This is a genomic window from Streptomyces sp. NRRL S-31 (assembly GCF_000718775.1).
GTDB lineage: Bacteria > Actinomycetota > Actinomycetes > Streptomycetales > Streptomycetaceae > Streptomyces.
Map to the genome: position 1 here is coordinate 1 of NZ_JOCB01000131.1, position 19,567 is coordinate 19,567.

Sequence of the window (19,567 nt, forward strand, 5' to 3'; positions counted from 1 at the left end):
GATGCGCTGGCGCTGGCCGCCGGAGAACTCGTGCGGGAACCGGTTGTAGTGCTCGGGGTTGAGACCGACGATCTCCAGCAGTTCCCGGACGCGCTTCTCGTGGCCGCCGGGCGGGTTGATCCCGTTGATCTCCATCGGACCGGAGATGATCTTGCCGACCGTGTGCCGCGGGTTCAGCGACGCGTACGGGTCCTGGAAGATCATCTGGATCTCGGACCGTATCGGCGCGAGTTCCTTGCGGCTGGCGTGGCTGATGTCCTGGCCGCGGTAGGTGATCTTGCCGGCCGTGGGCTCCAGGAGGCGCGTGATCAGCCGGCCGGTGGTCGACTTGCCGCAGCCGGACTCGCCGACCAGGCCCAGGCTCTCGCCCTCGGCGACCTGGAAGTCGACGCCGTCGACGGCCTGCACCGCGCCGACCGTGCGGCGGATGGGGAAACCGCCCTTGATCGGGAAGTGCTTGGTCAGCCCGGAGACGTCCAGGAGGGGAGTGGTGCTGCTCATGGTGGTGAAATCCCGTCTGTTTACGTCAGTGGGCCTTGGCGGCCGTGTCGGCGAGGTACTCGCGGCGCTGCTGCTCCGTCAGGTGGCAGGCGCTGCCGCGGCCGTCCACGATCTCCAGCAGCGGGCTCTCCTTCGAGCACCGGCCGTCCGCGACCTTGTCGGCGAAGGCGCAGCGCGGGTGGAAGCGGCAGCCGGACGGCGGGTTCAGCAGCGACGGCGGCGAGCCCGGGATCGGGTTCAGCGGCACGTCGACCGGGCCGTCCAGGGTCGGCATGGAGCCGAGCAGGCCGTAGGTGTACGGGTGCTGCGGGCTGCGCAGCACCTCCTCCTTCGAGCCGCGCTCCACGCACCGGCCGCCGTACATCACCAGCACGTCGTCGGCGATGTCCGCGATCACGCCCAGGTCGTGGGTGATGAAGATGATCGAGGTGCCGAACTCCTGCTGGAGCTCCTTGAGCAGGTCCATGATCTGCGCCTGCACCGTCACGTCGAGCGCGGTGGTCGGCTCGTCGGCGATCAGCAGCTTCGGGTCGCACACCAGGGCCATGGCGATCATCGCACGCTGGCGCATACCGCCGGAGAACTCGTGCGGGTAGCTGTCGACCCGGCGGTCCGGCTGCGGGATGCCGACGCGCTTCAGCATCTCGATGGCCCGCGCCCGGGCCTCCTGCTTGGAGGCGCCGGTGTGCTTGCGGTACACCTCGCTGATCTGCGTGCCGACGGTGTGGTACGGCGACAGCGAGGCCAGGGCGTCCTGGAAGATCATCGCCATCTTGTTGCCGCGGAGCTTCTCGAGGGTCTTCTCCGAGGCGCCGTTCAGCTCTTCGCCGTCCAGCTCGATGGAGCCCTCGACCTTGGTGTGGTCCGGGTTGTGCAGGCCGAGGATGGTCAGGTTGGTGACCGACTTGCCGGACCCCGACTCACCCACGATGCCCAGCGTCTTGCCGCGTTCGACGTCGAAGGAGAGACCGTCGACGGCCTTGACGACGCCGTCCTCGGTCGAGAAGTGCACCTTCAAGTCCTTGACGGACAGGAAGGGCTGGGAATCGGTGCTCGTCACGGGGACGCTCCAGAGGGGGGTGATGCGGGGTAGCTGGTGGTAAAGAGCGCGGTCAGGCGAGCCGGATCCGCGGGTCGATCAGGGCGTACACGGCGTCCACGACGATGTTGGCGAGCACGACGAAGCCGGCGGTGATGATCATGACGCCGAGCAGCATCGGCAGGTCGTTGTTGGTCACCGACTTCACGGCGAGCATGCCGAGGCCCTGGAGGCTGAAGGTCTTCTCGGTGATCATCGCGCCGCCGAGCAGGACGCCCATGTCGATGCCGAAGATGGTGACGATCGGGCCCATCGCGCCGCGCCAGGCGAAGCGGAAGAAGACGTTGCGCCGGGACATGCCCTTCGCCCGGGCCGTGCGGACGTAGTCCTCGCTGAGCGCTTCGACCAGCTGCGAGCGGGTCATACGGGTGTAGTTGGCGGTCCAGATCAGCGCGAGGACCAGCCACGGCACCAGCAGACCGGTGAACCAGGCGCCAGGGTTGTCGGTGAAGCGGGTGTACGAGGGCTGGTCGAGCAGGTGCGTCTGGTACACGAGGAGGTACAGGGCGACCGGGCCGACGAAGTAGATCTGCATGGACGAGGCGACCAGCGACGAGGAGCTGGCGATCTTGTCCAGGGCCTTGCCCTGCTTCACGGCGGCCAGCATGCCCATGCCGATACCGAAGATCAGGAAGACCACGGAGGAGCCGATGGCCAGGGAGGCCGTGGTCGGGAAGCGGTCCCAGACCGTCGCGAGGACGGGCTCGCGGTTGATGAACGAGTAGCCCAGGCACGGGGCGTCGCAGTGGCCGAAGCCCGGGTACTCGCGGCCCACGAAGATGGCCTGGAGCCAGTGCCAGTACTGGACCGGTATCGGGTCCGAGATCCCCATGTTGTGCCGGATCACGTCGAGCGTCTCCGGGGTGCAGACCTTGCCGCAGGCGACGCGGGCGGGGTCGCGCGGCACCGCGTAGAAGAGCATGAACGTGATCGCGCTGATGATGATCAGCGTGATCACGGCGCCGAGGAGCCGGCGGACGAGGAAGCGAAGCATGGGGGTTGGCTTTCCTGGGAGGGCCGTCGTGCGGAACGGGCCGGGCCGGGGTGACCGGAGGCCCGGTGGACGAGCCGAGGGTGGGGCGGCCGTGGGGCCGCCCCACCTCTCAGGGGCTGATCAGGCCTTGACGTACAGCTTGTAGAGCATGCAGCCGTCGAAGTTCGGGTCCATCTTGACGTTGGCGAGCTTCGAGCCGTGGATGTACAGGCGCTTCATGTAGACGTCGGGGATGAAGGCGCCCAGCTCCGTGACCTGCTTGTCCAGGGCGGCCCACATCTTGTTGGCCTTGTCCTGGTCCGTCTCCGCCGTGGCCGCCTTGATGGCCGCGTCGACGTCGGGGTTCTTCAGGTGGCAGTAGTTGGTGCCCTGGTCCACCACGTTGTGGCTGTCGAACAGCGGCTGGAAGACCGAGTAACCGGTCGGCCAGTCGGCGGACCAGCCGCCCCAGTAGATGTCGTACTCGTTGTCGATCTTGCCGATCTGGTCGTACCAGGTGGTGGAGTCGATGCCCTTGGTGACCACGTCGAAGCCGGCCGCCTTCAGGGCGTTCTCGACGACGACCTTGATCTTGGCGTTGACGTCGTCCTGCTGGTAGGCGTAGACGACCTTGGTGCCGAGCTTGCCGGCCTTCTTCAGGATCGCCTTGGCTGCGGCCGGGTCGCCCGCCGGGTTCTTCAGCTTGCCCCAGACGTCCTGCGACTCGTAGCCGGCGACGAGCGGGCTCATGATGCCGGTCGCGTAGTCACCGCGGTGCACGCCGCCCTGGAGCTGGCGGATGCCGGCGGTGGGCCAGGCCTTGATGATGGCCTCGCGGACCTTCATGTCGGTGACGCGGGTCTGGTTGATCCAGTAGACGCTGGTGCCGCTGCTCAGGTCCTCGAACAGGCGGTCCTTGGCCTTGGTGGTGGCCTGCTGGACGCGGTCCTGCGGAACCGTGCGCCAGGAGACCGCGTACTGGTCGTTGCCGGTGTCGGCGATCAGACGGTCGGCGGCGGTGGCGGCCTCGATACCGAAGGTGAAGTCGAACTCGTCCGGGTAGGCGTTGCGGATCGGGTCCGTCTTCGGATCCCAGTGCTCGTTGCGGACCAGGACCATCGACTTGTCGGTCTGGTGCGACTTGATCTTGTAAGGACCGTTGGAGAACGGCTTCTTGTCGTAGTCCTGCTTGGTGTCGTGCTTCACCGGGTTCGGCGCGTACGAGTGCATCGCGACGACGTAGTTGAAGTCCGGGCGGGCCACGGCGAGGTGGAAGGTGATGGTCTTCCCGCTCGTCTCGATGGACTTCAGGTGCTTGTTGCCCTTGAACGGACCCGGGTACGACTTGCGGAACTCCTGCGAGCCCGTCAGCCAGCTCTGGGCGTAGACGGCACCCTCGGTGACGAAGTTGGCGAAGGCGCGCTCGAAGCCGTGGCGGACGTCGTCGACGGTGACGTCGGAGCCGTCCTCCCACTTGACGCCGTCCTTCAGCGTGAAGGACCAGGTCTTGCCGCCGTCCTTCATGGTGCCCGTGTCGGTGGCGAGGTCGCCGACCAGGGTCATGGAGCCGTCGTCGCCGACCTTGTAACCGGTCAGGGTGCGGGCGAGGACGACCACGGCCAGCGAGTTCCACGCGTAGTAGACACGCTGCGGGTCGAGGTGCGAGAAGTCGTCGTCGTTCAGCAGGTAGACCTTGCCGCCCTTCTTGGCACCGGAGACCTCCGGAGCCGGGCCCTGGGAGTCCGCCGCCGTGCCGATCTTGACGGAGGTGGTGTGGGCCTTGGCCGCGTCCTGCTTGCCGGTGCCGGTGCTGCTGGAGTTGCCACTGCTGCACGCGCTCAGCACGGAGCTGGAGGCGGCGGCAACACCGGTGGCTATCAGGAAGTTTCTGCGCGAGAAGGACATCGCATCCTGCCTTGGAGTGAGTTGATGAGAGAAGCCCGGCACCCCGGCGTCCTTGCCGTGGTCCTGAAGAGGGCCGGGGTCAGCGCTTGGTCTTCGGGTCGAGCGCGTCGCGCAGCGAGTCGCCGAGGAGGTTGAACGCCAGGACGAAGACCACCATCGCGATGCCGGGGAAGAGCAGGTAGGTGATGTCGTCCTGGTACACCTGAGCCGCTCGGCCGAGCATGACGCCCCAGTCCGGGGTCGGATCCGAGATGCCCACGTTGAGGAAGGCCAGTCCCGCTTCCGTGGTGACCATCGCCGGGAGCAAGAGGGTGCCCTGGATCAGAATGGGCGTCCACAGGTTGGGCAGTAGTTCCTTGAAGATGATGCGAGCCGGAGACGCGCCCGTGACCTTCGCGGCCTCGACGAACTCACGCTCGCGCAGGGCGAGCACCTGGCCGCGCAGCAGCCGGGCGATGGAGGACCAGCCGAACGCGGTCAGCAGCGAGACCAGGGAGACCACGACGATCCAGGTCGGCGTGTCCTCGTTGGGCGCCACGAACAGGTTCAGGACGACGGGCGTGAAGGCCACGAAGAACAGCTGCTGCGGGAAGGCGAGCAGGATGTCGATGACCCGGCCGAGGAACCAGTCCGTCTTGCCGCCGATGTAGCCGGCGGTGACGCCGATCACCACACCGACGATCATGACGAGGACCGTGATGGCGGTGGAGATCAGCAGCGAGTTGCGGATCGCGTAGAGCAGGAACGTGAAGACGTCACGTCCCAGGCCCGGCTCGACGCCGAACCAGAACTCGCCGTCGATGCCGCCGTTCGGCTTGACCGGGTAGCTGTTGTCGCCCAGGAGCCCGGGGTTGCTGAGCCCGTACGTCGTGTACGGGTCCTTGCCGTACAGCTTCGCTATGAGCGGCGCGGCGAGGCCGACCACGAAGAAGCAGATCACGATGATCGCCGAGACGACGCCCGTGCGGTCACGCTTGAAGCGGCGCCAGGCGAGCTGCCTGGGAGACCTGCTCTCGCTCCCGCTCGGACCGGGAGAAGTGGTCGACTTCTCGGCGGTCTCGTCGGTGACCTCGAGCGGGGCAGCCGCGGAGGGAGTTGGGGGGGTCATGGTGCTCCTGGCCCAAGGGAGGGTCTGATGACTCCGCAGGGCGCTCCCCTACGGGCTACGCCGGACTTTTTCAACGCAATTCATTCAAGGTCAATAAATTCTCGGCTCCCTTGGTTGTCTCTTTACCTTCTTTACTCCACCTTGACTGATCTGTAGCTACGCGGGTAGCGCGCCGTAATCAATCCGTGCTTCACATCGGACTAATCAGGCGAAACGGGCAAGAAGTTCGATATGCGGACGGTGGAGTGTCGAAATGCGTACATCGCCGTGCCTCAATCCAACGTTTCGGCATCGTTACGCGAAGATCTATTGCGCTCGCCACCCAAGATCATCAACGGGATGGAGGGGTGGTGCCATCCTTCGGGTGACGTGTCCCCCCAAAGGCTGTCGAAACGGGCATCGAGCGGGAGTCGGGCGCGGTATGTGTCGATAGCGACCGGTAACCGAGCACGGCCCATGAGGAGGCACGCCATGCGTGGCAGCAGGCACGCCCGACGGGCCGTCACGCGACGAGCCGCCCCCCGGCGAGCAGTCGCCCGCTGCGCCGCCGGTGTGCTCGTGACGGCGCTCGCGGCCACCGCCTGCGGGAGCGGATCGGGCGGCGGCAACGGCGGTGCCGTGCTCACCTCCTCCTGGGGCGACCCGCAGAACCCGCTGGAGCCGGCCAACACCAACGAGGTGCAGGGCGGCAAGGTGCTCGACATGCTCTTCCGCGGGCTGAAGAAGTACGACCCGCGGACCGGCAAGGCCCGGAACTGGCTCGCCCGGTCCATCGAGACGCGGGACTCGCGGAACTTCACCGTCCGGCTCAAGACCGGCTGGACCTTCTCCAACGGCGAGCGGGTGACCGCCCGGTCCTTCGTGGACGCCTGGAACTACGGCGCGGGGCTCGGCAACCACCAGAAGAACGCCTACTTCTTCGGCTACATCGACGGGTACGACCGGGTCCACCCGGAGACCGGCGTCCAGCGCGCCGGCAAGCTGTCCGGGCTGAAGGTGCTCGACGACCACACCTTCACCGTCCGGCTCAACCAGGCGTTCTCCGGCTTCCCCGACACCCTCGGCTACGCGGCCTTCGCCCCGCTGCCCCGCGTCTTCTTCACCGACCACGCGGCCTGGCTGCGCAAGCCGGTCGGCAACGGCCCCTACACCGTCGGGTCCTACACCAAGGGCGCGCAGATGTACCTGAGGCGGTGGGACGGCTACCCCGGCCCGGACAAGGCGCGCAACGACGGCGTGACCCTGCTCGTCTACACCGACAGCAACACCGCCTACACCGACCTGCTGGCCGGCAATCTCGACCTCGCCGACGACATCCCCGCCGCGCAGCTGAAGAACGTCAGGGGCGACCTGGGCGACCGCTACCTCAACACCCCCGCGGGCATCATCCAGACCCTCGCCTTCCCCTACTACGACAAGGCGTGGAACAGACCCGGCGCGGAGAAGGTCCGCACCGGGCTGTCCATGGCGATCAACCGCCGGCAGATCACCGACACCATCTTCCGCGGGACCCGCACCCCGGCCACCGACTGGACCTCCCCGGTGCTCGGCGCGGCCGGCGGCTTCAAGGACGGCCTGTGCGGCAGGGCGTGCGTGTACGACCCGGCCCGGGCGAGGGAGCTGGTCAAGGAAGGCGGCGGCATCCCCCGCGGCCGGCTCACGATCACCTACAACGCGGACACCGGCTCGCACCGGGAGTGGATCGACGCGGTGTGCAACTCCATCAACAACGCGCTCGGCGACGACAAGGCGTGCGTCGGCAACCCGGTCGGCACCTTCGCCGACTTCCGCAACCAGCTCGGCCGGCAGAAGATGACCGGTCCGTTCCGGGCCGGCTGGCAGATGGACTACCCGCTCATCCAGAACTTCCTCCAGCCGCTCTACTACACCGGAGCCTCCTCCAACGACGGCAAGTGGTCCGACGAGAGGTTCGACCGGCTCGTGGACAAGGCCAACGCCGAGAGGGACACCGCCCGGTCGGTCGCCGGCTTCCAGCAGGCCGAGAAGGTCGTACGGGACGCCATGGCGGCCATCCCGCTCTGGTACCAGAACGGCAACGCCGGATACTCCGAGCGGCTGTCGAACGTGGCCCTCAACCCCTTCAGCGTCCCCGTGTACAACGAGATCAGGGTCGGCTGAGCCGGCATGGGGCGCTACGTCCTCAGGCGGCTCCTCCAGATGGTCCCGGTCTTCGTCGGGGCCACCCTGCTGATCTTCCTGATGGTGAACGTGATGGGCGATCCCGTCGCCGGTCTGTGCGGGGAACGGGCCTGCGACCCGGCGACCGCCGCCGCGCTGAGGCGGGAGTTCGGCCTCGACCAGCCGGTGTGGCGGCAGTACCTCACCTACATGGGGAAGGTCTTCACCGGCGACTTCGGCACGGCGTTCAACGGACAGCCGGTCACCGAGCTGATGGCGACGGCGTTCCCGGTCACCATCCGGCTCACCGTCGTCGCCGTCGTCCTGGAGATCCTCATCGGCATCACCCTCGGCGTGGTGACCGGACTGCGGCGCGGCCGGCCCGTGGACACCGGGGTGCTCCTGGCCACCCTGGTCGTGATCTCCGTGCCGACCTTCGTCACCGGTCTGCTGCTGCAACTGCTCTTCGGCATCGAGTGGCGCTGGATCAGACCCTCGGTCCGCACCGGCGGCTTCGACGAGCTGATCGTCCCCGGGCTGGTCCTCGCCTCCGTCTCGCTCGCCTACGTCACCCGGCTGACCCGCACCTCCATCGCGGAGAACAAGCGGTCCGACTACGTCCGCACGGCGATCGCCAAGGGCCTGCCCCGGCGCCGGGTCGTCACCCGGCACCTGCTGCGCAACTCGCTCATCCCGGTGGTCACCTTCATCGGCACCGACATCGGCGCGCTGATGGGCGGCGCGATCGTCACCGAGCGGATCTTCAACATCCACGGCGTCGGCTACCAGCTCTACCAGGGCATCCTGCGCCAGAACACCCAGACGGTGGTCGGCTTCGTGACCGTGCTCGTCCTGGTGTTCCTGGTGGCCAACCTGCTGGTGGACCTCCTGTACGCCGTGCTCGACCCGAGGATCCGCTATGCCTGAACAGCCGTACCGGCCCGAGCGCGCCATCGCCGGCACCGGCATGGGCGGCGCGATGGACCTGGGCGCGAGCGAGGCCGCCACGCTGGAGGGGGCGCCGGGCGGACCGGAGGGCGGCGGGCCGGCCGGCAAGCCCCGCTCCCTGTGGTCCGACGCCTGGCGGGACCTGCGCCGCAACCCGGTCTTCCTGCTCTCCGCCCTGGTCATCTGCTTCCTGGTCCTCATCTCCCTGTGGCCCTCGGTGATCGCCTCCGGCAACCCGCTGACGTGCGACCTGGCCAAGGCCCAGGACGGCCCGGCACCGGGCGCGCCCTTCGGGTACGACGGGCAGGGCTGCAACGTCTACACGCGCACCGTCTACGGCGCCCGTACGTCCGTCACGGTCGGGCTCTGCGCCACGCTCGGGGTGGCCGTGTTCGGGTCGGTCCTCGGCGGGCTCGCGGGCTACTTCGGCGGTGTCTGGGACGCCCTGCTCTCCCGCCTGACGGACGTCTTCTTCGCCATCCCGGTCGTCCTCGGCGGTCTCGTCCTGCTCTCCGTGGTGACCTCCCACACGGTCTGGCCGGTCATCGGGTTCATGGTGCTGCTCGGCTGGCCGCAGATCTCCCGGATCGCGCGCGGCTCGGTCATCACCGTCAAGCAGAACGACTACGTGCAGGCCGCCCGCGCCCTCGGCGCCTCCGACTCCCGCATCATGCTCCGGCACATCGCTCCGAACGCCGTGGCGCCGGTGATCGTGGTCGCGACGATCGCGCTCGGCACGTTCATCGCGCTGGAGGCGACCCTGTCCTACCTCGGCGTGGGCCTCAAACCGCCCAGCGTCTCCTGGGGCATCGACATCTCCGCCGCCTCCCCCTACATCCGCAACGCCCCGCACGCCCTGCTCTGGCCGGCGGGCGCCCTGGCCGTCACGGTCCTGGCCTTCATCATGCTCGGCGACGCGGTCCGCGACGCCCTCGACCCGAAGCTGAGGTGACCGCGTGCTGCTCGAAGTGCGGGAACTGGGCGTGGAGTTCCGGACCCGGGACGGGGTCGCGCGCGCCGTCGACGGGGTGAGCCTCGCGGTGGACGCGGGGGAGACGCTGGCCGTGCTCGGCGAGTCCGGGTCGGGCAAGTCGGTCACCGCGCAGGCCGTGATGGGCATCCTCGACACACCGCCCGGCCGGATCACCGGCGGGCGCGTCCTGTTCCGGGGGCGGGACCTGCTGACGCTGAAGGGGGAGGAGCGGCGCAGGGTCCGGGGCGCCGAGATGGCGATGGTCTTCCAGGACGCGCTGTCCGCCCTCAACCCGGTGCTCACCGTCGGGGCGCAGCTCGGGGAGATGTTCGTCGTGCACCGGGGCGCGTCCCGCAAGGACGCGCGGGCCCGGGCCGTCGAGCTGATGGACCGGGTGCGCATCCCGGCGGCGGCGCAGCGGGTGCGGGACTACCCCCACCAGTTCTCCGGCGGCATGCGCCAGCGCATCATGATCGCGATGGCGCTGGCCCTGGAACCGGCGCTCGTCATCGCGGACGAGCCGACCACCGCCCTGGACGTCACGGTCCAGGCCCAGGTCATGGACCTGCTCGCGGAGCTGCGGCGCGCGTACCGCATGGGGCTGGTCCTGATCACCCACGACCTCGGGGTCGTCGCGGACGTCGCCGACCAGATCGCGGTGATGTACGCCGGGAGGATCGTGGAGTCCGCGCCCGTGCGCGACCTCTACCGGGCCCCGGCCCACCCCTACACCCGCGGCCTGCTGGAGTCCGTGCCCCGCCTGGACCGCAAGGGGCGGCAGCTGTACGCCATCAAGGGCTCGCCGCCGAACCTCCTGCGCATCCCGCCCGGCTGCTCCTTCCACCCCCGCTGCCCGATGGCCAGGGACGTCTGCCGCACCGAGGAACCCCCGCTGTACGAGGTGCCCGGCGGCCGTGCCAGCGCCTGCCACTTCTGGAGGGAGTGCCTGCGTGGCTGAACCGATCCTCGAGGTGACCGGGCTGGTCAAGCACTACCCCCTCACCCGGGGCGTCCTGTTCCGCAAGCAGATCGGCGCGGTCAAGGCGGTCGACGGCGTCGACTTCACGCTGGGCCGGGCCGAGACCCTGGGCCTGGTCGGCGAGTCGGGCTGCGGCAAGTCGACGGTGGCGAAGCTGCTCTGCCACCTGGAGCGCCCGACGGCCGGCACCGTGCGGTTCAAGGGGGAGGACGTCACCCGGTTGTCCGGCCGGGCCCTGAAGGCGGTGCGCCGCAACATCCAGATGGTCTTCCAGGACCCGTACACCTCGCTCAACCCCCGGATGACGGTCGGCGACATCGTGGGGGAGCCGTACGACATCCACCCCGAGGCGGCCCCCAAGGGCGACCGGCGCCGCCGGGTGCGGGACCTGCTGGACGTGGTCGGCCTCGACCCCGAGTACGTCAACCGCTACCCCCACCAGTTCTCCGGCGGCCAGCGCCAGCGCATCGGCATCGCCCGGGCGCTGGCGCTGCGCCCCGAGGTCGTCGTCGCCGACGAGCCGGTCTCCGCCCTGGACGTCTCGGTGCAGGCCCAGGTGGTCAACCTGCTGGAGCGGCTGCAGAGGGAGTTCGAGCTGTCGTACCTCTTCATCGCGCACGACCTGTCGATCGTCCGGCACATCTCGGACCGGGTCGGGGTGATGTACCTGGGCCGGATCGTGGAGACCGGGCGGGACGCCGAGATCTACGACCACCCGACCCACCCCTACACCCAGGCCCTGCTCTCCGCGGTGCCCGTGCCCGACCCCGGGGCCCGGGAGCGCCGGGAGCGGATCATCCTCACCGGGGACGTGCCCTCGCCGACGGCGATCCCGTCCGGCTGCCGCTTCCGCACCCGCTGCTGGAAGGCGCGGGAACGGTGCGCCCGGGAGGTGCCGGCGCTGGCGGTCCCGGCCGTCTTCCGGCAGGCGCCGGGTCCCGCGGCCCATCCCTCGGCGTGCCACTTCGCGGAGGAGAAGCCGGTCGTGCCGGCGCCGGAGGTCCGGCCGGACGGCGACGGGCCGGGGTGACATGGCGCACCCCGGCCCGCTTACGGCACCCGCACGGCCGTACGCAGTTCAGGCTTCCGTGTCCGTATATCGGTACGGCTTCCGTGAAGTTGCCTGTGTGTTAAGGGTGTTCACCGCTCGGCCGGCCGGGCGAGCGAACGCCGGAGGAAGTCGAGCTGGAGCAGGAGGAGGTTCTCCGCGACCGTCTCCTGCGGGGTCATGTGGGTCACCCCGGACAGCGGCAGCACCTCGTGCGGCCGGCCGGCGGCCAGCAGCGCGGAGGACAGGCGCAGGGAGTGGGCGACGACCACGTTGTCGTCGGCCAGCCCGTGGACGACCATCATCGGGCGGTGCGGCTCGGCCGGGTCGACCAGGCCCGCGTCGTCGATCACCGAGTTGCGGCGGTACACCTCCGGCTGCTCGCCCGGGTCGCCGAGGTAGCGCTCCTGGTAGTGGGTGTCGTACAGCCGCAGGTCGGTGACGGGCGCGCCGACCACGGCCGCGTGGAAGACGTCCGGGCGGCGCAGCACCGCGAGGGCGGCCAGGTAGCCGCCGAAGGACCAGCCGCGGATCGCCACCCGGTCCAGGTCCAGCGGGTACCGCTCGGCGAGCGCGTGCAGCGCGTCGACCTGGTCCTGGAGCACCACGGCCGCCACGTCGTCCTTGATCGACTTCTCCCAGGCCGGCGAGTGGCCCGGGGTGCCCCGGCCGTCGGCGACGATCACCGCGAAGCCCTGGTCGGCGAACCACTGGGAGGTGAGGTGGGCGTTGTGCGCGGCGACCACCCGCTGGCCGTGCGGGCCGCCGTAGGGGTCCAGGAGTACCGGCAGGGGAGTGTCACCGTGGTAGTCCTGTGGCATAAGCACGGCGCACGGAATTCGGCGTGCGCCCCCCTCGGTGAGGGTCAGCCGCGGGGACATACCGGGATCTTCGGCGTACGACCGGACAGTCGCCACCGGCTTCCCGTTCCGCAGTACCTCGGCCCGGGTGCCCGGCCGGTCCGGGGTCGCGGACAGCAGGACGGTGACGCCCCCGCCCCGCACCGCGGAGTGCACGCCGGGCTCCGACGACAGCCGTTCCAGCCCCAGTTCGTTCACCCGGTACACATGGACTTCGCCAATTTCCGGTGCCGGGGCCCCCGGACCGGAAGAGGCGGAAACCAGTACGTCGTCCGCGCCCACGTCCAGAACCGCACGAATGTGCAACTGTCCGCTGGTCAGCAGGCGTTCGCCGACCGCCAGCACCCGCGCGCCACCCTCGTCCGCGATCCGCACGAGCTGCCCGGAAGGGCTCCAGCAGGGCGCACCGGCGAAAAGTTCGAGCCAACTTGGATCCTCGTCGGCGTGCACCATCCGCGTGGCCCCCGTCTTCGGGTCCACCGCCAGGAACAACTGGCTGCGCTGGTCCCGCGCCTGCACCAGCAGCAACGGCGCACCCGCCGCTGACCAGTGCACACGCGCCAGGTACGGGTACCGGGACCGGTCCCACGCGACTTCCGTGCGCCCCCCGTCCAGGCCGAGGACGAACAGGCGGACGTCCGCGTTCGGGGTGCCCGCCGCGGGGTACCCGACGTTGGTTGGCTCACGCTCGGGGCGGGCCGGGTCGGAGATCCACCACCGCTTCACCGGCGTGTCGTCCACGCGCGCCACGAGCAGCCGGTCGGAGTCCGGCGCCCACCAGAATCCCCGCGAACGGGACATCTCCTCGGCCGCGACGAACTCCGCGAGCCCGTAGGAGACCCCCGCCGACTCCGGCTCGGCCAGCGCCCGGTCGCCGTCCCCCTCGGCGCCCACCACCCGCAGCGCGCCCTGGGCGACGTACGCGACGTGCCGCCCGTCGGGGGAGGGACGCGGGTCGATCACCGGTCCCGGGACGGTGAGTTCACGCGCCGTGCCGGCCCGCAGCTCCGCCGTGAAAAGCCGCCCTGACAAGGCGAAAGACGCCAGCTCCAGGGCCCCGTCGGTGGCGTAGCCGACGATGCCGGCACCGCCCTCGCGGCTGCGCTCGCGGCGCGCCCGCTCGGCGGCCGACAGCTCTTCGGAGGCGCCCTGGAGGAGGGTGCCGGGGTCGGCCGCCAGGCGCTCGGTGCCCTCCGGAAGGTCCAGCACCCACAGGGAGTTGGCCCGGTCGGTGCCGGAGCCGGAACGCAGGAACGCGACACGCGACCCGTCGGGTGCCACGGTGAACGCACGCGGCGCGCCGAGCGTGAACCGCTGGGTCCGGGCGTGCCGGCGGGGGAAGGAGTCAGCCTCGTTCGTCATACCCCGACCATATTGGCCGTGCGCCCCCTTGTGCGGCTGTGCGCCGCGCGATGCGCGAGCACTGATAGTTATGATCACTACCGCTGTGTGGGTATGAACGTGCTGACGTACGCATGGACTTGCTCGACTGGTCTGGAACCCGTGTCCCCTGGGATCTTTGGAGGTGAGCCGCCGTGGCACTCTCGATTTCGGCGGTTGTGCTGCTGGCGATCATCGTCTTCCTGTTGATCAAGAAGTCGGGGCTGAAGGGCGGTCATGCCGCCATCTGCATGCTCCTCGGCTTCTACCTCGCCTCCTCAACGGTCGCGCCCACGATCAGCGACCTGACGACCAACGTCGCGAGCATGATCGGCAGCATCAAGTTCTGACGTCCGAGGGGGCGACGGCCCGGTCGGCCGTCGCCCCTTCGTGTCAGCCCTCGGACGCGTACGCCAGGAACCGGCTCCAGGTACCCGGCGCCAGCGCGAGCCGGGGGCCTTCGGCATGCTTGGAGTCACGGACGTGGATGGCGCGGGGGGTTATGGCGACCTCTACGCAGTCGTTCGGGTCGCTGCTGTCGCTGTAGCTGCTCTTGAACCACGCCAGGCCGGGGGCGCCCCCGGTGGAAGCCTTGCGCATCATGTCCCTCCCAGCAGTTGACCGATGAAGGCCGCGGACTCCTTCGGGTTCAGGGCCTCAGCCCGAATGCTGCCATAGCGCAGTTCGACGATCCGCAGTTGCTTCGGGTCGGAGACGGGGCGGCCCCCGTACCCGTCGTCCATGCGGGCGACGGCCGTGCCGTCCTCGAACTTCAGCACCTGGATGCGCCCTCCCATGCCGGGATGGTCCCAGCGGTCCGTCGGCATCACCTGGATCTGCACGTTCGGCAACTGAGCGATGTCCAGCAGGTGTCGGAGCTGCCGTCGCAACACCGGCGTACCGCCGATCGGCCGCCTCAACGTGACTTCCTCCAGCACGAAGCTGAGTTCGGGTGCGGGTGAGCGCTCGAAGATCTTCTTCCGGGCCAGGCGTCCGGCCACGGCCTCCTTCAGCCGGTCCGGTGGAAGCTTGGGGCGTTGCGAGCCCATCAGGGCCTCCATGAACTCCTCCGTCTGCAACAGCCCGTGTACGTGGTGGTTGCCGTACGAGAGCAGTTCGACGGCTTTCGCCTCCAGCGCCGCCAGGTCACGCGCCTTCCTCGGGTACCGGACCTTCTCCACGTCGTGCTTCATCGCCGCGAGCAGACCGCCCGCGCCCAGCACGTCGTCCGCCTTGTCGAGGAACTCCGGCCGAGGAATCCGCTGACCGCTCTCAATCTTGTAAATCATGTCCTCGCTGTAGCCGGTCGCCTTCGCGAAGTCGGCGGCCCGCATCCCCACCGCCTCCCGGCGCAGCTTCAGTTGCCTGCCGACGGTCGTGATGACCGCGACTCCCCACTCGTCGTCCGGGTCCACTTCCCAGCCCGGCTCGCTCACCGCATCGGCGTCCACGGACATCCGCGCCCCTCCGTCGTACCAGTGGCCTTCATCAGGTCTTCATCACGGTAGGTGCCGATGGCAACACTGAGTGACACGATTCGGGAAATCGCTCCGGTCCCGTCCACCGGGACCCGGCGCCCCGGGTTCCGGTGCTCCCGGCCGCTGAAGAGCCAAGAACGGGCAGGGAAAAGAACCTCACCGAGCCCCACCCCTCCCGCCCGGCGCGCAGGCTCACTCGGGTGGGTGAATATGCCCGGCTCGACTGGATTTCGCGTCCCCGGGTGGCCCTACGCTCAGCCGAGACGACAGCGGACATGCGACGGCCCCCGCCGGGACTGCCATCCCAGTGCGAGGGCCTGACCACCGAGGAAGAAGACCCCTTCCTGATGGATACCCAGAACCCTAGCGTGCCCCCGCGCGCCCCGGCCCGTGTTGCGGGCAACAAGCACCCGAACCGGCGTCCCCGGTCCGGCGGGCTCATCCACGACAACGCCCGCCACAGCAACCGCTTCACGGTGATCGGCAACCACCTCACCCAGCACCCCGACCTCACCCTGCTCGCGATCGGTCTGGCCTGCCACATCCAGTCGCTGCCGTCCGGCGCCCGCATCGACATCAAGAGCCTCACCGCCCGCTTCCCCGAGGGCGCGACCCGGATCGCGGGCGCCCTGCGCGAGCTGGAGGCCCACGGCTATCTGCGCCGGGAACGGCAGCGCGTCCCCGACGGCCGGATCGTCACCCGGACGATCTCCTGCAACCAGCCGGGCGTCCGGCGCCGCCCCGACAGGTCCGGCTGCCCGGCCCGGCCGGAACGCCCGGCGACGGCCCCGGCCGAGCGGCCGTCCCGCGTGGGACGCGCACCGCTCCCCGAGGTCCCCCGGCCGGCCGTCACCGCGCCCGCCCTCCTCCAGACGGCCGGCGAACTCCTCGCGGACCTGCGCCGCCACGACGGGCGTCTGCTGCTCTCGGCGGCGGACACGGCGCACCTGGCACCCGGGGTCGCGGCCTGGCTGGAGCGTGACGTCGGTCCCGCGCTCGTCCGGCGGGCGCTGACCGCCGGCCTGCCGCCCGAGGGGCTGCGCAGGCCCGCCGCCCTGCTCGCCCACCGCCTCACCGCCCAGCTCCCGCCCCCGCCGCCGTTCCGCGCCCCGGCGGCCCCGGCGCCCGTACGGCACCCGCTCCAGACGTGCGACGGCTGCGACCGGGCCTTCCGCGCCCCCGAACCGGGCCGCTGCCACGACTGCCGAACCGGCCCAGGGGGCCGCCCGGCATGAAGGCGACGGTCTACCGGGCCGTACGCGACTTCCTGCGGTCCATGGACGACACGCTGCCCGGCAGGTTCGAGATCACCAGGGACGGCATCGTCCACGACCTGACGGCGCCGAACGGACCGCACGAGCTGACCACGGCGCACATCCGCAAGCGGCTCGAAGGAGTCGTGCCGGAGGGGATCACGGCCCACACCGGCACCCCCGACGTGGAGGACGTGCCCGAGGGCATCATGCGGCACCCGGACGTGCTGGTGATCGCCTGGACCGACCTGGACGTCGAGGGCTCCGTCGACCCCCGTGCGGCCATCGCCGCCGTCGAGATCGTCTCCCGGTCCAACCCGGACAACGACTGGGTGGGCAAGCTCCGGGACTACCCCCTGATGGGCGTCCCCGTCTACGCGGTCTTCGACCCTCGTACCGGCACCGGTGCCGTCTTCTCGGACATCCACCCCACCCCCGGCGGTCCCCGCTACGCCACCCGCAAGGACTTCGTCTACGGCGAGGACGTCACCATCGCCGACTGGACGATCCCGACCGGGGGACTGCCGCGCTACCAGGGCGAGAACGCGGGGGCGGCCACCTCGTAGGGTGGTCCCATGACGGAACTGCCCGGGCGACGTCTGCTCCTGGTGCACGCGCACCCGGACGACGAGTCGATCAACAACGGCGCGACCATGGCCAGGTACGCGGCCGAGGGTGCTCATGTGACCCTCGTCACCTGCACCCTGGGTGAGCGGGGCGAGGTCATTCCGCCGGAGCTGCGGCACCTGACGGGCCCCGCCCTCGGCGCCCACCGGCGCGGGGAGCTGACCGCCGCCCTCGGCGCGCTCGGCGTCACGGACGGACGGCTGCTCGGCGGCGCCGGGCGGTACGGCGACTCCGGGATGCTGGGCCTGCCCGACAACGACGACCCCGGCTGCTTCTGGCAGGCCGACGTGGACGAGGCCGCCGGCCGCCTCGCCGAGGTGATCCGGGAGGTCCGGCCGCAGGTCCTCGTGACGTACGACGACAACGGCGGCTACGGCCACCCGGACCACATCCAGGCCCACCGCGTCGCCATGCGCGCCGTCGACCTCGCGGCCGAGCGCGGCCACCGGATCGCCAAGGTCTACTGGAACCGCGTCCCGCGCTCCGTCGCCGAGGCCGCCTTCGCCCGCCTCCAGGACGAGCTGGGCACCCTGCCGTTCGACAAGGGCGCCGCCGTGGACGACGTACCCGGCGTGGTCGACGACGAGCGGATCACCACCGCGGTCGACGGCACCGCGCACGCCGCCGCCAAGGCCGCCGCGATGCGGGCCCACGCCACCCAGATCGAGGTGGCCGAGCCGTACTTCGCCCTCTCCAACGCCCTGGCCCAGCCGCTGTTCACCACCGAGTACTACGAGCTGGTGCGCGGGACGGGACAGCCCGGCGAGACCGACCTGTTCGCCGGTGTCGAGGAGGCGTCGTGAGCGGCGGCGGACCGGGCTCCGCGCTCGCCCAGCCGCTGCGCCCGCCCTCCCCCGGGCGGGCCGCCGCCCTCGTCGGCCTGTTCCTGCTCGGCGCGGTCACCGGCTTCGCCGGAGCCCTGGTGCAGGCCGCCTGGTTCCCCGGCGGGCTGCTGCTCGCCCTCGCGGGCGCCGCCGGGGTCTTCCTCGGCGGGACGTACGCCACCCGCAGCCGCGGCGGGGCGGTCGCGCCGGCGGCGGGCTGGATCGTCGCCGTCATCCTGCTCACCACCACGCGTCCGGAGGGCGACTTCCTGTTCGGCGCGGGCGGCGGCTCGTACCTCTTCCTGCTCGGAGGCATGGCCCTCGCTGTGATCTGCGCCACCGTTGGCGCCGGAAGGCAACCCGGGAGCGGCTCCGCCCGACTTGAGAAGTGACGTACCGCTTCGCCGGGGGGCGCGTGCGAGTCCCGTGTGGGTTTCCCCAGCGGTCGTGGGATACCCGCCAGAAGCGGCCAGTATGGTGGTGCGCGCCGCCGAGCCTCCCCCAAGTTCTCGACTGCGCTCGAACAGGGGGCACCCCCAGCTGAGGTCGAAACGGGCGGCGGAGCCAACCGGGAGAACCTGCCTTGAGTCGTGAAACTGACACTCCGTCCTCCGGGCCCGACGGGCGCGGGGGAGCCGCATACCCCTCCGGCACGCCGCCGTACGGGACCCCCCTGGCTTCCGACGACGCCACGGGCGCGGGCCACGCGGGCGCGCGGCCGGAGGAGAAGAAGACCGAGACCACGCTGACGACCCGGATCCGGATCAACATCCCCGGATCCCGGCCCATCCCGCCGGTCGTCGTGCGCAAGACCGTCGGGGACGGCGAGGGCGCCGGGGAGGAGGCGCCCGCCGCCGAGCCGCGTCCCGTGGCCGAACGGGCGCCCGCCGGCGCCGCCGAGGCCCCGGCCGAGCCCACGGGCCCGGCGGACGAGAAGGCGGCCAGCGACTGGTTCGCGCCCCGCAAGTCCGGCCCCGCGAAGGGCACACCGGGCAGCGGCGGCACGAACGGCGCCGGAATCACCGCCGGTTCCGCCCCCGCCACCCCGGCCCCCGGCGCGGCGGCCCCCCGTACGGGTGGTCCCGGTGCGTCCGGCGCGGCCGGTTCCACCGGCGCACGCCCCGGCGGCGGCCGTCCCGGCGGCGTGGTCGGTGCCATGAGCGCGCCCGGCGGCTCCAAGGGCAAGGGCCTGCCCGGTGCCACCGGCGGCCCCGTCGCCCCGGGACACGGCGGCGGCACCGGCTCCTTCGACGTGACCGAGGCGCTGAGCGCCGGCCCGCGAGGTGGCGGCTCCCGCCCCGGCGAGTCCGGCCGGGACGACCTGCCGTACTTCTCGGAGAACGGGCCGGACCACGGCGGCCGGAGCGGCTTCGGCGCCGACGCGCCGGGCGCGAACGGGCGCGACGGCTACGGCGGTGCCGCGGGCGGCGCCCGCGGGCACGGCGGCGCCAGCGGCTTCAACGGCCCCGGCG

At 70.6% G+C, this 19,567-nt stretch carries 18 protein-coding genes and 1 pseudogene; 11 read left to right on the forward strand and 8 right to left on the reverse strand.

Annotation, left to right across the window (positions count from 1 at the left end):
* The 5 genes from IF37_RS0134920 to IF37_RS0134940 all read right to left on the reverse strand — a co-directional run.
* Positions 1-501: dipeptide/oligopeptide/nickel ABC transporter ATP-binding protein (locus tag IF37_RS0134920; protein ID WP_037857818.1), on the reverse strand; the 501-nt coding region annotated here is incomplete at its 3' end.
* A gap of 25 nt (positions 502-526) precedes the next feature.
* On the reverse strand, positions 527-1,561 hold the full coding sequence (locus tag IF37_RS0134925) for an ABC transporter ATP-binding protein (RefSeq protein ID WP_030752339.1): 1,035 nt from the start codon (positions 1,559-1,561) through the stop codon (positions 527-529).
* A gap of 52 nt (positions 1,562-1,613) precedes the next feature.
* Entirely contained in the window at positions 1,614-2,594 is a 981-nt protein-coding gene (locus IF37_RS0134930; RefSeq protein ID WP_030752343.1) for an ABC transporter permease, read from the reverse strand.
* 120 nt (positions 2,595-2,714) lie between these two features.
* The gene (locus IF37_RS0134935; RefSeq protein WP_030752345.1) at positions 2,715-4,478 is read right to left on the reverse strand and encodes an ABC transporter substrate-binding protein; all 1,764 of its coding nucleotides are present in this window, start codon (positions 4,476-4,478) and stop codon (positions 2,715-2,717) included.
* Positions 4,479-4,557: 79 nt separating this feature from the next.
* On the reverse strand, positions 4,558-5,586 hold the full coding sequence (locus IF37_RS0134940) for an ABC transporter permease (protein ID WP_030752348.1): 1,029 nt from the start codon (positions 5,584-5,586) through the stop codon (positions 4,558-4,560).
* Between the two features lie 471 nt (positions 5,587-6,057).
* Between IF37_RS0134940 and IF37_RS0134945 the strand changes: the two genes are divergently transcribed.
* Genes IF37_RS0134945 through IF37_RS0134965 form a run of 5 tightly spaced genes read left to right on the forward strand, consistent with a single transcriptional unit; the run spans position 6,058 to position 11,655 of the window.
* On the forward strand, positions 6,058-7,725 hold the full coding sequence (locus IF37_RS0134945) for an ABC transporter substrate-binding protein (RefSeq protein ID WP_030752351.1): 1,668 nt from the start codon (positions 6,058-6,060) through the stop codon (positions 7,723-7,725).
* A gap of 6 nt (positions 7,726-7,731) precedes the next feature.
* Entirely contained in the window at positions 7,732-8,652 is a 921-nt protein-coding gene (locus tag IF37_RS0134950) for an ABC transporter permease (protein ID WP_030752354.1), read from the forward strand.
* Positions 8,645-9,625: an ABC transporter permease gene (locus IF37_RS0134955; RefSeq protein WP_030752357.1), complete on the forward strand. Its 981-nt coding sequence runs from the start codon at positions 8,645-8,647 to the stop codon at positions 9,623-9,625. The genes IF37_RS0134950 and IF37_RS0134955 overlap by 8 nt, the downstream gene beginning before the upstream one ends.
* Before the next feature lie 4 nt (positions 9,626-9,629).
* Positions 9,630-10,604 carry an ABC transporter ATP-binding protein gene (locus IF37_RS0134960; RefSeq protein WP_030752360.1) on the forward strand — a complete coding sequence of 325 codons (975 nt, stop codon included), beginning with the start codon at positions 9,630-9,632 and terminating at the stop codon, positions 10,602-10,604.
* Positions 10,597-11,655: an ABC transporter ATP-binding protein gene (locus IF37_RS0134965; RefSeq protein ID WP_030752369.1), complete on the forward strand. Its 1,059-nt coding sequence runs from the start codon at positions 10,597-10,599 to the stop codon at positions 11,653-11,655. The genes IF37_RS0134960 and IF37_RS0134965 overlap by 8 nt, the downstream gene beginning before the upstream one ends.
* A 110-nt stretch (positions 11,656-11,765) precedes the next feature.
* Here IF37_RS0134965 and IF37_RS0134970 read toward each other — a convergent pair whose 3' ends face one another.
* Entirely contained in the window at positions 11,766-13,895 is a 2,130-nt protein-coding gene (locus tag IF37_RS0134970; protein ID WP_030752371.1) for a S9 family peptidase, read from the reverse strand.
* Between the two features lie 173 nt (positions 13,896-14,068).
* Between IF37_RS0134970 and IF37_RS0134975 the strand changes: the two genes are divergently transcribed.
* A complete protein-coding gene (locus tag IF37_RS0134975; protein WP_030752374.1) occupies positions 14,069-14,263 on the forward strand; it encodes a hypothetical protein in 195 nt (64 codons plus the stop codon).
* A 43-nt stretch (positions 14,264-14,306) separates the two neighbouring features.
* Here IF37_RS0134975 and IF37_RS0134980 read toward each other — a convergent pair whose 3' ends face one another.
* Both IF37_RS0134980 and IF37_RS0134985 read right to left on the reverse strand, forming a co-directional pair.
* Positions 14,307-14,516: a DUF397 domain-containing protein gene (locus IF37_RS0134980; RefSeq protein ID WP_030752376.1), complete on the reverse strand. Its 210-nt coding sequence runs from the start codon at positions 14,514-14,516 to the stop codon at positions 14,307-14,309.
* The gene (locus IF37_RS0134985; protein ID WP_030752379.1) at positions 14,513-15,370 is read right to left on the reverse strand and encodes a helix-turn-helix transcriptional regulator; all 858 of its coding nucleotides are present in this window, start codon (positions 15,368-15,370) and stop codon (positions 14,513-14,515) included. The genes IF37_RS0134980 and IF37_RS0134985 overlap by 4 nt, the downstream gene beginning before the upstream one ends.
* Positions 15,371-15,738: 368 nt before the next feature.
* Here IF37_RS0134985 and IF37_RS0134990 point away from each other — a divergent pair, with 368 nt between their 5' ends.
* The 5 genes and pseudogenes from IF37_RS0134990 to IF37_RS0135010 all read left to right on the forward strand — a co-directional run.
* Positions 15,739-16,626 carry a hypothetical protein gene (locus tag IF37_RS0134990; RefSeq protein WP_030752382.1) on the forward strand — a complete coding sequence of 296 codons (888 nt, stop codon included), beginning with the start codon at positions 15,739-15,741 and terminating at the stop codon, positions 16,624-16,626.
* The gene (locus tag IF37_RS0134995; protein ID WP_030752385.1) at positions 16,623-17,210 is read left to right on the forward strand and encodes a Uma2 family endonuclease; all 588 of its coding nucleotides are present in this window, start codon (positions 16,623-16,625) and stop codon (positions 17,208-17,210) included. Before IF37_RS0134990 ends, IF37_RS0134995 begins: the two co-directional genes overlap by 4 nt.
* Before the next feature lie 9 nt (positions 17,211-17,219).
* Positions 17,220-18,074 (forward strand): N-acetyl-1-D-myo-inositol-2-amino-2-deoxy-alpha-D-glucopyranoside deacetylase, encoded by an 855-nt coding sequence (gene mshB, locus IF37_RS0135000; RefSeq protein WP_030752388.1) that lies wholly within the window; start codon positions 17,220-17,222, stop codon positions 18,072-18,074.
* Positions 18,071-18,487: a DUF6113 family protein gene (locus tag IF37_RS0135005; RefSeq protein ID WP_030752391.1), complete on the forward strand. Its 417-nt coding sequence runs from the start codon at positions 18,071-18,073 to the stop codon at positions 18,485-18,487. The genes mshB and IF37_RS0135005 overlap by 4 nt, the downstream gene beginning before the upstream one ends.
* 191 nt (positions 18,488-18,678) lie before the next feature.
* A pseudogene (locus IF37_RS0135010) lies at positions 18,679-19,567 on the forward strand (hypothetical protein); the annotation flags it as partial.

What these genes read in the sequence shown, in the direction of transcription:
- IF37_RS0134945 (WP_030752351.1), top strand. Translation starts at nt 6,058, where the DNA reads ATGCGTGGCAGCAGGCACGCCCGACGGGCCGTCACGCGACGAGCCGCC.
- IF37_RS0134950 (WP_030752354.1), top strand. Translation starts at nt 7,732, where the DNA reads ATGGGGCGCTACGTCCTCAGGCGGCTCCTCCAGATGGTCCCGGTCTTC.
- IF37_RS0134930 (WP_030752343.1), bottom strand. Translation starts at nt 2,594, where the DNA reads ATGCTTCGCTTCCTCGTCCGCCGGCTCCTCGGCGCCGTGATCACGCTG.
- IF37_RS0134935 (WP_030752345.1), bottom strand. Translation starts at nt 4,478, where the DNA reads ATGTCCTTCTCGCGCAGAAACTTCCTGATAGCCACCGGTGTTGCCGCC.
- IF37_RS0134990 (WP_030752382.1), top strand. Translation starts at nt 15,739, where the DNA reads ATGGATACCCAGAACCCTAGCGTGCCCCCGCGCGCCCCGGCCCGTGTT.
- IF37_RS0134940 (WP_030752348.1), bottom strand. Translation starts at nt 5,586, where the DNA reads ATGACCCCCCCAACTCCCTCCGCGGCTGCCCCGCTCGAGGTCACCGAC.
- IF37_RS0134970 (WP_030752371.1), bottom strand. Translation starts at nt 13,895, where the DNA reads ATGACGAACGAGGCTGACTCCTTCCCCCGCCGGCACGCCCGGACCCAG.
- mshB (WP_030752388.1), top strand. Translation starts at nt 17,220, where the DNA reads ATGACGGAACTGCCCGGGCGACGTCTGCTCCTGGTGCACGCGCACCCG.
- IF37_RS0134995 (WP_030752385.1), top strand. Translation starts at nt 16,623, where the DNA reads ATGAAGGCGACGGTCTACCGGGCCGTACGCGACTTCCTGCGGTCCATG.
- IF37_RS0134955 (WP_030752357.1), top strand. Translation starts at nt 8,645, where the DNA reads ATGCCTGAACAGCCGTACCGGCCCGAGCGCGCCATCGCCGGCACCGGC.
- IF37_RS0134980 (WP_030752376.1), bottom strand. Translation starts at nt 14,516, where the DNA reads ATGATGCGCAAGGCTTCCACCGGGGGCGCCCCCGGCCTGGCGTGGTTC.
- IF37_RS0134985 (WP_030752379.1), bottom strand. Translation starts at nt 15,370, where the DNA reads ATGTCCGTGGACGCCGATGCGGTGAGCGAGCCGGGCTGGGAAGTGGAC.